The sequence below is a fragment of the Chryseobacterium joostei genome (assembly GCF_003815775.1).
In the GTDB taxonomy this organism is placed as follows: Bacteria; Bacteroidota; Bacteroidia; order Flavobacteriales; family Weeksellaceae; genus Chryseobacterium; species Chryseobacterium joostei.
Genome location: NZ_CP033926.1, coordinates 4,229,468 through 4,242,929 on the forward strand (window position 1 = coordinate 4,229,468; position 13,462 = coordinate 4,242,929).

Consider the following 13,462-nt stretch of genomic DNA (forward strand, 5'->3'; position numbering starts at 1 on the left):
AATCTCCATACGAAATAAAAATGACATATTTATTAATATATGGTAATTTATTATATGAATTTTAGCCCTTTCTTTGTGGCTCGAAATAATTTTTTTTCATCATTTGTGTTTTTACCTTCTTGCAATTCTCATGCAAGAAGGTTTTGTTTTTATAGGACCTTTAGTAAAGCGTCTGCAATGTTCCATACACTGAAATTTTTACCTTTTGTGAAACTTTGACGGTAGGGTCTATTTCTTCATACATGAACGTAGTATGATGTTCGTCTACTGAAATGATATTTTCAAGCTTAAAAAATGAATAAGAGGTAAGATTATTATCGGTTTTCTGCCAAGTTACAGTAGGTAATGGCTTTCCATTATAAGAAATGACATGGTATTCTCCCTTGGCCTGTGCTGAATACAGGCAGAATAGAAAAATTGCCAAAAAGTTGATTATATTTCTTTTATACATAATGGATGAGGTTGCAGAAGTACTATTTCAATTAATAAAAGTAGCCACCTGCAGCAAAACGGTTTAATCTATAGAGTTAGTAGAGAATGGGTGTAAAATGTTACACTGTATTTTTAAAAATTAGTTTAAAAAACAGAAAAAACTACCCTTTAGAGTAGTTTTTATCTTTATATTTTAAAAATGTATTAAGAAATTCTTTCGATCAATGCCATGTAGAATCCGTCATACCCTTCGCTAGGCATTACTTTATCATCCTTGATCATTTTATAACCCGGGTTATTTTTAAGGAATTCCTCTACCTGCTTATTGTTTTCAGACGGTAGGATAGAACATGTTGCATATACCATCTTTCCACCTATTTTCAGCATTTTAGAATAATCCTGAAGAATCTGTTGTTGTTCCTTTTTAATTCTGTCGATAAAGTCCTGATCAATTTTCCATTTACTGTCCGGATTTCTTTTCAAAACCCCAAGACCAGAACATGGAGCATCAATAAGTAGTCTGTCTGCCTTTTCATGAAGACGTTTAATAACCTTGTTGTCGGAAATCATACGCGTTTCAATGTTGTGAGCACCGGCTCTTTTTGCACGACGCTTCAATTCTGCCAATTTCCACTCAAAAATATCCAATGCTACAATCTGACCTTTATTTTTCATTAAAGCAGCCAAATGAAGAGTTTTTCCTCCTGCTCCTGCACATGCGTCTACAACTCTCTGTCCTTCTTTAACGTCAAGGAAATACCCGATTTTCTGTGAAGAGGCATCCTGAACTTCAAATAATCCCTCTTTAAAAGCGGTAGTAAGGAAAACATTCTTTTTCTCCTCAAGCTGTACTGCGTCAGGATAATTTTGGATAGAGAAAGAAACAACTCCTTCGTCCGAAAGATCAGAAATAAGTTCCTTTGTAGTTGTTTTTAAGGAATTGGATCTTAAAACTGTTGGTGCCTGTTCATTTAGGGCAATCATTTCTCTTTCCCAGTTGGCTCCCAGTTCTTTTTCTAGTGTTTCAGCCAACCAGTCTGGAATAGAATGTTCTATTGCCTTTGTAGGAACAGTATTCTTCTTAAGCTTGGTAAGAATGTCCGCAATCTTAATTCCGTCAAATTCTTCAAACTTTTTATAATTAGTCTTGCTCCAAAGAAGATAAGCAAGGATAAGTTTATAAATATTGCTGGGCTTTATCCCTTCACCCATATAATACTCAAGGCGTTTTTTCCAACGGATAATATTGTAGAAAATCTCAGAAACAACGGCTCTGTCCTGGCTTCCCCATTTTCTGTTTGCTTTCAAAAGTCTTTCAATAACTTTATCGGCATATTTGTTTTTTTCAAAAAATGTTTCTAGTAAGGCATCGTGAATTCCGATTGCCAAGTTTCTGTGAATAAGTTCCATAAATTTGCTTCGCTGTTTGAATCTGCAAAAATACGAATTTAAGTTGAGAGTTTAGATTTTGTGTTTTAAGGTTGTGTTCCCGCTTTCTAATTTCTAACATCAGAGGCTTGACTTCAACGTCCAAAAAGCTCTACCTTTGCAAAAAATTAAAATATGAGTGATATAGTACTTTGTCCGAAATGTAGTTCCGAGTTTACCTATCCAAGTGATAATATGATGGTGTGCTCTCAGTGCTTCTACGAATGGAATCCTGAGGAAACAGCATCAGAAGCAGCAAGCGAGGGTAAAATATTGGACTCTAACGGAAATGAACTTCAGGATGGTGATTCTGTAGTGGTAGTAAAGGATCTTCCTGTAAAGGGAGCACCAAAACCGGTAAAAGCGGGTACTAAAGTGAAAAATATTCGTTTAAGACCTGGAAGTGATCACAATATCGATTGTAAAATAGATGGCTTCGGAGCAATGGCTTTAAAGTCTGAATTTGTGAAGAAAGCATAAAAATAACTTATTTTAAAGACTGGCTTTGGCATTAAATTGTAAAGGACAGTTCATAAAAAAAGGAAAAGATTGGACAGTGTAATCTTTCAATAGACTTAATCGCAAGATTGCTGATGTCCGTCTAGACGGCAGAAAGAGAATTAACCAAAAATTTCCTTAAGCTGTAGAGATACAAATGTAAGAAAAAGTTTTAGAACCAATTCTTATGTTTGTATTTTTTTTATCCACAGCATGTTGAAAATGTATAAGTTATGTTGATGGAAGATAACTGGAACTAAGAGCCAATCAGCCTTTCCGACTTTGTCTTTTTGTTGTTTTACTCCTAAATAAATGAAACATTCACAGGGTTGTTCAGCTTCTCCTCTGTATAGATGATCAGTTCCTTGTTTCTTACTTTAATTTTATTCCAATAATAGTTTCCTGCAAATCTGCTTTCAAGAATTTCTGCTTCCAGACCGGTTTCGGAGATTTTTATTTCTTTAGGATAATATGTAGGTTTTGAAAGTTCAAAATCTATGACTTCAGTTTCACTGAAAATATTGACTTCACCGAATAGTTTGGCGACATAGACGTTGTAGGGGTTTCGGTAGGTTTCTTCAGGGCTGTCGTTCTGAATTAATCTTCCATTTTGAAGAATAACAACCTGGTCCAGCCAAGGCATGATATCCTGAAGCTCATGAGTGGAAATGATAAGAGATATCTGATGTTGCTTTACATATCTGAAAAGTCTTTCCCTAAGTTCAATTTTTCTCGGGAAATCCAGATTACTAAATGGTTCATCTAAAATAAGAAGTTTGGGCAGTACAGAAAGTGCTCTGGCAATGGCAACTCTTTGTTGCTGACCGCCACTTAAGTATTTTGGAAGTACATCAGCAAACTCCTGAAGGCCTACCACTTCCAGAAGTTCCATAACGGTTTCTCTTTTTTTTGCTAAATTAATGTTTGAAATAAATTTTCCTACATTTTCGGCAACGGTAGCATAGGGCATCAGGTCAAAATTCTGTGCTACAAATTTCATTTCAGCTTCACCCGGAACAAGATTTCCTTTGGGGCCCAAAAGCTTGTTTCCATCAAAAATTATTTCTCCACTTTCCCAGTCAAGAAGCCCGTAGATTAAACCGAGAAGTGTTGATTTTCCGCATCCGCTTTCTCCTGCCAGGGCAATAATTCTGCCGGCTTCAAACCTTAAATTAAGGTTTTGAAACAGGGGTTTTTCCTTGGAGTGAGAGAAAAATAAATTGTTTATTTCTAATAGCATATTACAAATGTAAGGTTTTTATGAAAACACAATTTTTTTTATTATATTAGCGGAAGTAATAAAAATAAATCAAAAATGAGAAAAAAACTGTTTTCGTTAGCTATTCCTGCTTTATTTATTGCTGCTGTAATGGTTTCTTGTAAAAAAGATAAACCGCTTACCAGTGAAAGTAATGAGGTGACGACTACCAAGGATGGTAGCCAGTACACTTTGGATACACTAAACAGTAAGGTTGAATGGAAAGGATACAAAGTATTTAAATCTGAAAATACAAGCCATTTTGGAAATATTAAGTTCGAAAGTGGAGATGTTACGGTGAAGGATGGAAAACTTGAAAGCGGTAAATTTGTTGCTGATATGAACTCATTAACTTCTGTGGACTTAAAAGACAGTCCGGAAGATATGGGAAAATTAAACGGTCATCTTAAGAGTGGTGATTTCTTTGAAGTTGAAAAATTTCCAACAGCTTCTTTTGAAATCACAAAGGTTACTCCTACTACCGAAGGTGATTATAATACTCTTTTGGATGGTAACTTAACCATTAAAGGAATTACCAAGCCTGTTCAGTTTAAAGCGAATGTTTCTGTGAAAGATGGAGAAGTAAGCGTTGCTACTGAGCCTAAGGATGTAAAAAGAGAAGAGTTTGGCGTGAAGTTCCAGGCTCCTGCTGAAAACGGTGTGATTAAGGATGAGGTTACTCTTCAGATCAGCGTTAAAGCTTTAGAAAAGAAATAATTTTTTTATTTAAGTGAAATAAGTGATTGAAGTCTGCCTCCCGAAAAAGAGGCAGATTTTTTTATGACTCACTTATTATTAAACTTAAAAGTCGTATTTTTGCAAAACATTTTGAAAGGGTAAAATAATGATAGAAAAGATAGAAGAACTACTGATCGAAGTAAACGGCTTCAATACTGCATCTAAAGAGGAAATCGAAAATTTCCGAATCAAGTATAATGGTAAGAAAGGGGTTCTAAATGATTTTTACGAAACATTAAAAGAAGTTCCTAACGACCAGAAGAAAGAATTCGGGCAAAAGATTAACTCCTTGAAACAGGCTGTTGCCGGTAAATTAGAAGATTTGAAAAATGCTTCTGAATCTTCTATTGTTGTAGAAAAAGAAGATCTTACAAGACCTGCCTTTCCATTGGAATTGGGATCAAGACATCCAATCAACCTGGTTAAAAACAGAATTATTGAAATCTTCAAATCTATTGGCTTTGCAGTAGCAGATGGCCCTGAGATTGAAGATGACTGGCATAATTTTACGGCATTGAACCTTCCGGAATACCATCCGGCAAGAGATATGCAGGATACTTTCTTTATTGAACAGAACCCGGATATTCTTTTGAGAACGCACACTTCTTCCGTACAAACCCGTTATATGGAAGAAAATCAGCCTCCTATCAGAATTTTATCTCCGGGAAGAGTATTCAGAAATGAAGCAATCTCTTCACGTTCTCACTGTATTTTCCACCAAATAGAGGGATTATACATTGATGAAAATGTAAGTTTCGCAGACTTAAAGCAAACGATCCAGTTCTTTACCACTGAGCTTTTCGGAAAATCCAAGATCAGAATGAGACCATCCTATTTCCCGTTCACTGAGCCAAGTGCTGAGATTGATGTATACTGGGGATTAAACTCTGAAACAGATTACAGAATTACTAAAGGTACAGGTTGGTTAGAAATCATGGGTTGTGGAATGGTAGACCCTGCTGTATTGAAAAATGTAAATATTGACTCTGAGAAATATTCAGGATATGCATTCGGAATGGGTATTGAAAGAATTACAATGCTTCTTTACCAAATGAGTGACATCAGAATGTTCTTTGAAAATGATATCAGAACCTTGGAGCAATTCAAGTCTCTATAAAAAATCAAACCTCCGGAGCTCCGGAGGTTTTTGTTTTTAATTACTGACCTAAGAAACAAAACGTAATTAAAAACTGATCTTATTGAAAAATTTACACGTGTCTGTTTCTTATGTCCCTACTTCCATTTCGAATCCGTTAGGTACCTCAAATGAAGTATTGACACGCTGCAGCTCTTTGTCTGCCTCTATAATAAAGACAACTGGTGTTCCTAATATGTTACATTCCAAATAAAAAAATGTCTGTAAAAACTACAGACATTCATCAACTAAAGAACTTAGTTATCTATTTTATTTAGTAAACTTTAAAGGATATTTTACATTTTTATAATCATCAATACTAGCCTTTAAAGAACCAACAGCCAGTTCTGCCTTTAAAAGCAAAGGAATATGATTGGCATCATTGGAAACCCACATAGTTACTCCTTCTTTTTCCTTAAATACTCGTCCGCTTTTGACAGACGGAATAATTTTTAAGCTACTGATGGTCCCGAACTTGGTTTTCAGATTTTCAGTTCCTGTTACCTTTAGCTGAAAAGGGAACATTTCATCGTCAATCCATACGTTCATATTGATAATGGTTCCTACTTTCAACTCTTCGGAGCTTTTGCTTCTCAGATAATAGAAACAGGAAAGCATATCCTGAACTCCTTTCACCGATTTTATTACCTTAGAACCATTAGCAGGGGTCTTTTTATCCGTTAAAATCAACGTGTTATTATCATGATTAAAAGCTGTCTCAAGGTGCTGACGATAGCTTCCCTCGCGTACATTTCTTACATAGAAACTTGGTAATCCGGTTGCTGTATTGATGAAGCTTTCATATAGATCTTCTACTTTGAAGAAAGCCTTTACGGCACCTGTAGTTGCCCCTGTACCTTTTACATATAAGTGGGGTATCCCTTTGTAGGTAGTCTTTTTAGTGGTAAGGTTGGCGGTTCCGGCATTCAGGAAGCCGTAATGGATCCTGAGAGAAATGGATTCGCCGTCTGCGATGTTATCAATCTGGGCAGAGCCTAAAAAGAATATAAGTACTGCAATAAGGGTTAAAATTTTCTTCATAATAAGACATTTACAAAAACATTGCCAAATTTAATATCTTAAATGATAGATATTTGACAAATCTCAGGTTTTTATTTAGAATCAATTAAATATGCTTCGCATTAAAATTAGTAAATTTGCAGTTACATGTATAATTAAATTATCTAAATTATGATAACCACTGATATATTGATCATAGGTGCAGGTCCTACAGGACTTTTTGCAGTTTTTGAAGCTGGTCTTTTAAAAATGAAGTGTCACATTATTGATGCACTTCCACAGCCGGGAGGGCAATTGGCTGAACTTTATCCTAAAAAGCCTATTTTCGATATTCCAGGGTATCCTTCGGTGAATGCTGGAGAATTGGTGGATAATTTGATGGAGCAGATCAAGCAGTTCCAACCTGGGTTTACTTTAGGGGAAACCGCTGTTTCTTATACAAAGGTTGATGATGAGTGGTTTGAGGTGATTACAAACAAGGGAACGGTTCACAGGTGTAAGGCTATTGCTATTGCAGGAGGATTGGGTACTTTTGAACCTAGAAAACCTACTTTTGATAATGTAGCTGACTATGAAGAAAAAGGGCTGGAATATTTCGTTAAAGAACCTGAACATTTCAGAAATAAAAGAGTTGTTATTGCCGGAGGTGGAGATTCTGCACTAGACTGGAGCGTTTTCCTTTCCAATGTGGCAAGTGAGGTAACTTTGATCCACAGAAGAAATGAGTTCAGAGGAGCTTTGGATTCTGTAGAGAAAGTTCAGGAGCTGAAAAACCAGGGGAAAATTAAATTAATTACTCCTGCAGAAGTTACCGGTATCAAAGGTGACGGAAAGGTAGAAGCAATTACTGTAGAAAGTGAAGGACAGGAAGCTTACGATATTGAAACAGATTATTTTATTCCTTTATTCGGATTAACACCAAAATTGGGTGAGATCGGAAACTGGGGATTAAATATCGAGAAAAATGCAATCGTAGTAAACAATGCTCTTGATTATCAGACGAACATTGATGGTATTTACGCTATCGGAGATATCAATACATATCCTGGAAAGCTGAAGTTGATTCTTTGTGGTTTCCACGAGGCTACCTTGATGTGTCAGAGTGTATACAACAGACTTAATCCGGGTAAAAAGTTCGTATTAAAATATACAACAGTAAGTGGAGTAGACGGGTTTGATGGAAGCCGTAAGGAAGCAGAGAAGGCTGTTGTGAAAAAAATTGACTAATTTTGCAGAATTATGTCAGACGTTAATATTAAAATCACCGATAGAGAAGGTGTAATTCACGATGTTGTAGCTCCTACGGATATGTCCATGAACCTAATGGAGATCATCCGTTCTTATGAATTGGCTGAAGAGGGTACTATTGGTGTATGTGGAGGAATGGCGATGTGTGCTTCCTGCCAGGTATATGTAATTAATGATCCAGGGCTAGAGCCAATGGGAGATGAAGAAGATGCTATGCTTGCAGAAGCTTTCCACGTGAAAGATAATAGCAGACTAGGATGCCAGTTACATATTGCCGATGCAATGGAAGGACTTGAAGTGGAAATTGCTCCTTATCCTTAGAAAATATTTTTTAATCTTAATAAGAAACCCGTTCGAATTTTTCGGACGGGTTTTGTTTTGTAGTTACTATTTATATTAAATAATATAGGTTTTAAACTTCTTCCTTAGAAATCCACTTTCCAACGGTAGGTGGCTCATAATTCCTCATCTTTTCTAATAAGTCGTCAATATTCTCACTGATCAGAAGCATGTCTCTATTCACTTGCTTTAAGAATCCTTTATCCACCATATTTTGAACCAGACTCATCAGATCATTATAAAAACCATCAATGTTTAAAACCCCGATTGGTTTTTTGTGAAGACCAAGCTGTGCCCAGGTGATCATTTCAAAGAATTCCTCCAATGTTCCATAGCCGCCCGGAAGAACGATAACGCCATCGCATAGATCATTCATCTTGGTTTTTCTTTCGTGCATGGTTTCCACGAGAATAAGCTCGGTCAGGTTTTTATGGGCAATTTCCTTTGATTGTAAAAAGTGGGGGAGCACTCCGGTTACTTTTCCGTTTTCACTTAAAGTTCCATCTGCTACGGCTCCCATGAGACCTACATCTGCACCGCCATAAATAAGCTGTATGTTTTGTTTTGCTAAAGTTTGTCCTAATAAGAATGCCTGTTCTCTGTAGATTTCCTCTGCACCAAAGCTTGATCCGCAGAATACTGTAATACTCTTCATAATTTATATGTTTTTTTTAAGGCCAAAGAAGATAAGAAAATACATTTAGATTTTTTTAGATGTTATGTATTGTTAATCTATAAGGTCTTACTTGGTTTATTGGTTTAAATTAAAAATATCCAAAGTCATAAGACTTTGGATATTTAATATAGTTATTTTAATGTTCTATTTCTGAGGAATATTGGCTAAGATATCCTTTAGGAAACTCCAGAATTTCTGAGCAGACGGGATATTTGCTTTTTCGTCAGGAGAGTGTGCTCCTCTGATGGTTGGGCCAAAGCTTACCATTTCCATTTCAGGATAATTGGCTCCGATGATACCGCATTCAAGTCCTGCATGGCAAGCTACTACATGAGGTTTTTCATTAAACTTCTCTGTATAGATTTTTTCCATAACCTGTACAATTTCAGAACCTGGTTTTGGTTTCCATCCTGGGTAAGAACCGCTGAATACTACATTCATTCCTGCTAATTCTGCTACAGATTTTAATTGCTCTGCTGTAGAATATTTAGAAGAATCTACGGATGATCTTGTAAGGTTTAAGATTTTAAGCTCACCACCTTTTAGTTCAACTCTTGCCACGTTGTTAGACGCTTCTACAAGGTTGGCTACATCCGGACTCATTCTGTAAACTCCGTTGTGAAGAGCTTTTAATGTGAGAATGATTTTATTAGAATCTGCTTCAGAAACAGCTTTATCAGATGATGTGGAGTTTTCAATATTAATTTGAAGTCCAGGTTCTACAGAAGCAAACTCTTCCAGAATTTCTTTTTTAAGAATGGTAGCCGCTTCAATAAATTCACCTGCATTTCTTACTGAAACAACAGCTACTCCTTCTCTAGGAATAGCATTTCTTAAACCTCCACCGTCTATAGAAACGATTTCAAGATTTTGTTTTTCCAATCCAACGTAAAGAAGTCTTCCAAGGATGATATTTGAATTTCCGAAACCTTTGTGGATATCCATTCCGGAGTGTCCTCCTTGTAGGCCTTTTACTTCAATTCTTACAATTTGTCCTTTTGGAGCTTCTACAGCATAATTTTGAGTGATGGTAACATCTACACCTCCGGCACAGCCTATGTCGATTTCATCATCTTCTTCCGTATCCAGGTTTAATAGAATTTCTCCTGTAAGCTGTCCTGGTTTTAAACCTATAGCTCCGGTCATTCCTGTTTCTTCATCAATAGTGAATAAAGCCTCCAATGCAGGGTGTGGAATATCTGAACTTTCAAGGATAGACATAATAGTAGCTACTCCTAAACCGTTATCAGCTCCTAGAGTTGTTCCTTTTGCCTTTACCCAGTCGCCATCAATTTCCATCTTGATTCCTTCTGTTTCAAAATCGAAGTTAACGTCATTGTTTTTCTGGCAAACCATGTCTAAATGTGACTGAAGTACAATAGACTTACGGTTTTCCATTCCTGCAGTGGCAGGTTTTTTAATAATTACGTTTCCTACTTCATCTACAGTAGTTTCCAATCCTAGGTTCTCACCAAATCCCTTGATGAAAGCAATTACTTTTTCCTCTTTTTTTGATGGTCTTGGAACTGCATTTAATTTGGAGAAGTTTTTCCAGATTATCTGCGGTTCTATATTAGATAATTCCATTGAAATTTATTTTTCTCAAATTTACGAAATAAAAAATGCTTCTGTGAAATACAGAAGCACTTTTGTATGTGTTTGGAGGATAAAACGGCAAAATAACTCATCGGTTAATTCGTTTTTTTACCCCCTATGACTTTTTTATAATGTGACTTATTAACATCCACATTCTCCGTAGATCGGTGTTGTAATGACTGATCCGTCAGGTTTTTCAATGGTAAGAGTACCTTCAAATAGAAGAGCTTCTTCACCTTTGATCTTTTTCCCTTTTACAGAGATTTTGTAATCATTACTTTCTATTTCCTTGGTAAGCTCTTCATCCACTTCCATATCACTTGAGGAAATAAGATTCATAGCCAATCTTTTACCATCCAGTTTCATGTAGGCTGTTTTACCAGCGTCATCGGCATAGATGTATTTTTCTGCTTCAAAATCAGCTTTGTTTCTTGCAAAATAGCATGAGCATTCCTTAATTTCTTCTGGAAATGAAATGTTTTCAATTAAGATTTTTCCTGATGAAATATTGGTGGCAGCAGAATCCTTAACGGTGTTTGTAGAATCTGCCGGAGTAGAACCGGAAACTGTTTCCTTATCTTTTTTACAAGCTACCAATAGAAGTGCAGAAAAGAGAATGATTAGGTGTTTCATGTGTTTGTGATTTTATTTTTAGCCTCTTGCTCTTTCAAGAAGAGTCATCATTAATAATGAAAGGATTACTAAGCTTTCTTCCTCATCGTCAATATCAATTAATCTATCCAATTGAAATCTTCTTCCAAAGAATGAAGGCATTTTTTTCAGTTTAAAGTAAGCTTTTCCGTCAATACCAGTTACTGTATAAGATGGATTAAGGAAATATCCGGTAAACATTCCGATGATAGGAAGTTCACCCACGAAGCTATCCCAGAATCTTACCCAAGCATTGTCTTCCTGTACCTTGAATTTAGGCTGGTCATTAGCATCCAGAATATCATAGCTTGATTTCCAAAGAGAACGCATCCCTTTTCTTGCCAATCTACCATAGTTTTTATTGTCAACAATGTCATTCAAAGAATAAGATGCATTAAAATCAATCCATTTATTAGCTCTGATTCTAAAAAGTTCCTTAGTTTTACTTTCGTCATTGAAAACAACAACATCCTCTTTCAACTTGAACATTTTCTGACGTACATACGCTACATAATTTCCATTTTTATCCGTAATGTTGAAGTCACTTGCCAGTGTAGAAATTTTGAATTTAAAATCCAGAGGATAGTTTAAATTTTTAAGTACCATGTTAGTTTATTTTTTTCATATTTAAGCCGCAAAGATAACGGTTTTTTTAGAGTTATGGAAGATAAGGATATTATGTTAAAATAATAAAAGCTCATAATGAGACATTGTACATAACTAGATATAAAATCAAACGATAAAAGATTAAGAAATACAACTTCCTTTAATTTTAATCTCAAGGGTGAATTCTGATTTTTTTACTGAAAAATGATAAGCAAAGTGAATTAACTATAATTAATTTGAATTTAGAATTCAAAATATCCATCTGATTCCCAAAACTAGCGATCCATAATTTACCATTTTTCCTCAAATAATCCTTATTTTTGTAGCTATGGATTACCCAAGTAAAGTTTTGGCAAAGGCAGTTGATGAGATTTCGGGCTTGCCTGGAATTGGAAGAAAAACAGCTTTAAGATTAGCATTACATTTATTGAAGCAACCCAGTTCCAGAGCGGTAAGTCTTGGAAATTCACTCATTAACCTTGTCAACGAAATAAAATACTGCAAAGAATGTCACAATTTCTCTGATTTTGAGATCTGCGAAATTTGTAGTAATGAAAAAAGAAATGGTGAACTAATCTGTATCGTTGAAGATGTACGTGATGTTATTGCCATTGAAAATACAGGAAAGTATACAGGGAAATATCTTATTCTTGGCGGGAAAATTTCCCCAATGGAGGGAATAGGACCCGGCCAGCTGAACATTCCAAGTATTGAAAGAAAGCTGAATGACGGGAAAGTAAAGGAATTTATTTTTGCATTAAGTGCTACTATGGAGGGAGATACAACAGCTTATTATATTTATAAGAAGTTTAAGAACTTCAAGGTGAACTTTTCAAGTATTGCCAGAGGAATCTCGGTAGGGGATGAGCTTGAATATGCTGATGAAATTTCATTGGGAAGATCCATCATCAACAGGTTACCGTATAACGAAAAGGATTAGTATGAAGCTGTCAATTATTATTGTTAATTATAATGTTACCCAGTTACTCAGGAATTGCCTTTTATCTATTCAGAAATATATAGAAAAGGCAGAATATGAGGTGATTGTAATTGATAATGCTTCTACAGACAGCTCCTGGGGTGATCTTATCCCCGAATTTCCTGATGTACAATTTATTTCTTCAAAAAATAATGGTGGTTTTTCAAAAGCGAATAACCAGGCAATACAGGAAGCGAAAGGTGAATATCTGCTGCTTTTAAACCCAGATACAGAATTAGAAGGTTTTTATATGAAAGAACTTCTGGATTTTGCTGATGCCAAGCCTGAATTTGGATGTCTTGGCGTAAGAATGCATGATGTAGAAGGAAATTTCCTGCCCGAAAGTAAACGTTCTGTACCGGATATGTTCAATTCCTTTGAAAAGTTGTTTACCAATTTAAAAAAGAATAATTCCAAATCCTATTATAGAAATGATATTGGAGAAGAGGAGATTGCTGATGTAGATGTAATTACAGGTGCTTTTTTACTGATAAAAAAAGAAGTTTACAAAAATATTGGAGGCTTGGATGAATCCTATTTTATGTATGGGGAAGACATTGATCTTTGCTACACCCTGTTAAGAAAAGGATATAAGAACTATTATTATGGTAAGGTCTCTATTCTTCATCATAAAGGAGAGAGCACCGTAAAGAATGATGTTTATCTGAAACGTTTCTATGGTGCCATGCAGATCTTTATTGATAAGTATTATAAAGATGATAAGCCCATGCAATATTCCTTTCTGAAGGCAGGTCTAAAGCTTCGCTACCAGATTGAGAAAATTAAATTGAAATAAAGAACTTAAATATCAAATAAAAAAGCAACTCAAATTGAGTTGCTTTTGTTGTATGTAGAAAA

At 35.5% G+C, this 13,462-nt stretch carries 15 protein-coding genes; 7 read left to right on the forward strand and 8 right to left on the reverse strand.

Features of this window, described 5'->3' with window-relative positions:
* Positions 1 to 160 precede the first annotated feature (160 nt).
* Entirely contained in the window at positions 161 to 424 is a 264-nt protein-coding gene (locus EG359_RS19315) for an immunoglobulin domain-containing family protein (protein WP_123867450.1), read from the reverse strand.
* Positions 425 to 636: 212 nt separating this feature from the next.
* Positions 637 to 1,842, reverse strand: a complete 1,206-nt coding sequence (locus EG359_RS19320) for an RsmB/NOP family class I SAM-dependent RNA methyltransferase (protein ID WP_076356533.1) — start codon at positions 1,840 to 1,842, stop codon at positions 637 to 639.
* A 153-nt stretch (positions 1,843 to 1,995) separates the two neighbouring features.
* On the opposite strand from EG359_RS19320, the gene EG359_RS19325 reads away from it, so the two are divergent.
* A complete protein-coding gene (locus tag EG359_RS19325) occupies positions 1,996 to 2,340 on the forward strand; it encodes a zinc ribbon domain-containing protein YjdM (protein ID WP_076356535.1) in 345 nt (114 codons plus the stop codon).
* A gap of 322 nt (positions 2,341 to 2,662) precedes the next feature.
* Here the strand turns inward: EG359_RS19325 and EG359_RS19330 are convergent, their stop codons facing one another.
* A complete protein-coding gene (locus tag EG359_RS19330; protein WP_076356537.1) occupies positions 2,663 to 3,598 on the reverse strand; it encodes a sulfate/molybdate ABC transporter ATP-binding protein in 936 nt (311 codons plus the stop codon).
* Between the two features lie 75 nt (positions 3,599 to 3,673).
* Here EG359_RS19330 and EG359_RS19335 point away from each other — a divergent pair, with 75 nt between their 5' ends.
* Both EG359_RS19335 and pheS read left to right on the forward strand, forming a co-directional pair.
* Positions 3,674 to 4,333: a YceI family protein gene (locus tag EG359_RS19335; RefSeq protein WP_076356539.1), complete on the forward strand. Its 660-nt coding sequence runs from the start codon at positions 3,674 to 3,676 to the stop codon at positions 4,331 to 4,333.
* A gap of 127 nt (positions 4,334 to 4,460) precedes the next feature.
* Positions 4,461 to 5,471 carry a phenylalanine--tRNA ligase subunit alpha gene (gene pheS, locus EG359_RS19340; RefSeq protein ID WP_076356541.1) on the forward strand — a complete coding sequence of 337 codons (1,011 nt, stop codon included), beginning with the start codon at positions 4,461 to 4,463 and terminating at the stop codon, positions 5,469 to 5,471.
* A 288-nt stretch (positions 5,472 to 5,759) separates the two neighbouring features.
* Here pheS and EG359_RS19350 read toward each other — a convergent pair whose 3' ends face one another.
* Positions 5,760 to 6,530 carry a DUF3108 domain-containing protein gene (locus tag EG359_RS19350; RefSeq protein WP_076356543.1) on the reverse strand — a complete coding sequence of 257 codons (771 nt, stop codon included), beginning with the start codon at positions 6,528 to 6,530 and terminating at the stop codon, positions 5,760 to 5,762.
* Positions 6,531 to 6,680: 150 nt separating this feature from the next.
* Between EG359_RS19350 and EG359_RS19355 the strand changes: the two genes are divergently transcribed.
* Positions 6,681 to 7,736 (forward strand): NAD(P)/FAD-dependent oxidoreductase, encoded by a 1,056-nt coding sequence (locus tag EG359_RS19355; RefSeq protein ID WP_076356545.1) that lies wholly within the window; start codon positions 6,681 to 6,683, stop codon positions 7,734 to 7,736.
* A 12-nt stretch (positions 7,737 to 7,748) separates the two neighbouring features.
* A complete protein-coding gene (locus EG359_RS19360) occupies positions 7,749 to 8,078 on the forward strand; it encodes a 2Fe-2S iron-sulfur cluster-binding family protein (RefSeq protein WP_076356547.1) in 330 nt (109 codons plus the stop codon).
* Positions 8,079 to 8,169: 91 nt separating this feature from the next.
* Here EG359_RS19360 and EG359_RS19365 read toward each other — a convergent pair whose 3' ends face one another.
* The 4 genes from EG359_RS19365 to EG359_RS19380 form a co-directional block, all read right to left on the reverse strand.
* Positions 8,170 to 8,751 carry an LOG family protein gene (locus tag EG359_RS19365; RefSeq protein WP_076356549.1) on the reverse strand — a complete coding sequence of 194 codons (582 nt, stop codon included), beginning with the start codon at positions 8,749 to 8,751 and terminating at the stop codon, positions 8,170 to 8,172.
* A gap of 165 nt (positions 8,752 to 8,916) precedes the next feature.
* The gene (locus tag EG359_RS19370) at positions 8,917 to 10,359 is read right to left on the reverse strand and encodes an aminoacyl-histidine dipeptidase (protein ID WP_076356551.1); all 1,443 of its coding nucleotides are present in this window, start codon (positions 10,357 to 10,359) and stop codon (positions 8,917 to 8,919) included.
* Between the two features lie 150 nt (positions 10,360 to 10,509).
* On the reverse strand, positions 10,510 to 11,001 hold the full coding sequence (locus EG359_RS19375; RefSeq protein WP_076356552.1) for a hypothetical protein: 492 nt from the start codon (positions 10,999 to 11,001) through the stop codon (positions 10,510 to 10,512).
* Between the two features lie 18 nt (positions 11,002 to 11,019).
* Positions 11,020 to 11,625, reverse strand: coding sequence for an LURP-one-related/scramblase family protein (locus tag EG359_RS19380; RefSeq protein ID WP_076356553.1), 606 nt, complete (start codon positions 11,623 to 11,625; stop codon positions 11,020 to 11,022).
* Positions 11,626 to 11,953: 328 nt separating this feature from the next.
* Between EG359_RS19380 and recR the strand changes: the two genes are divergently transcribed.
* Together recR and EG359_RS19390 are read left to right on the forward strand one after the other, a co-directional pair.
* The gene (gene recR / locus EG359_RS19385) at positions 11,954 to 12,565 is read left to right on the forward strand and encodes a recombination mediator RecR (RefSeq protein WP_076356555.1); all 612 of its coding nucleotides are present in this window, start codon (positions 11,954 to 11,956) and stop codon (positions 12,563 to 12,565) included.
* Complete coding sequence (locus EG359_RS19390; protein ID WP_123867526.1) at positions 12,561 to 13,400, forward strand: glycosyltransferase family 2 protein; 840 nt, start codon at positions 12,561 to 12,563, stop codon at positions 13,398 to 13,400. Before recR ends, EG359_RS19390 begins: the two co-directional genes overlap by 5 nt.
* Positions 13,401 to 13,462 lie beyond the last annotated feature (62 nt).

Coding starts and splice junctions, on each gene's coding strand:
- EG359_RS19320 (WP_076356533.1), bottom strand. CDS start 1,842: ATGGAACTTATTCACAGAAACTTGGCAATCGGAATTCACGATGCCTTA.
- EG359_RS19325 (WP_076356535.1), top strand. CDS start 1,996: ATGAGTGATATAGTACTTTGTCCGAAATGTAGTTCCGAGTTTACCTAT.
- EG359_RS19330 (WP_076356537.1), bottom strand. CDS start 3,598: ATGCTATTAGAAATAAACAATTTATTTTTCTCTCACTCCAAGGAAAAA.
- EG359_RS19335 (WP_076356539.1), top strand. CDS start 3,674: ATGAGAAAAAAACTGTTTTCGTTAGCTATTCCTGCTTTATTTATTGCT.
- pheS (WP_076356541.1), top strand. CDS start 4,461: ATGATAGAAAAGATAGAAGAACTACTGATCGAAGTAAACGGCTTCAAT.
- EG359_RS19350 (WP_076356543.1), bottom strand. CDS start 6,530: ATGAAGAAAATTTTAACCCTTATTGCAGTACTTATATTCTTTTTAGGC.
- EG359_RS19355 (WP_076356545.1), top strand. CDS start 6,681: ATGATAACCACTGATATATTGATCATAGGTGCAGGTCCTACAGGACTT.
- EG359_RS19360 (WP_076356547.1), top strand. CDS start 7,749: ATGTCAGACGTTAATATTAAAATCACCGATAGAGAAGGTGTAATTCAC.
- EG359_RS19365 (WP_076356549.1), bottom strand. CDS start 8,751: ATGAAGAGTATTACAGTATTCTGCGGATCAAGCTTTGGTGCAGAGGAA.
- EG359_RS19370 (WP_076356551.1), bottom strand. CDS start 10,359: ATGGAATTATCTAATATAGAACCGCAGATAATCTGGAAAAACTTCTCC.
- EG359_RS19375 (WP_076356552.1), bottom strand. CDS start 11,001: ATGAAACACCTAATCATTCTCTTTTCTGCACTTCTATTGGTAGCTTGT.
- EG359_RS19380 (WP_076356553.1), bottom strand. CDS start 11,625: ATGGTACTTAAAAATTTAAACTATCCTCTGGATTTTAAATTCAAAATT.
- recR (WP_076356555.1), top strand. CDS start 11,954: ATGGATTACCCAAGTAAAGTTTTGGCAAAGGCAGTTGATGAGATTTCG.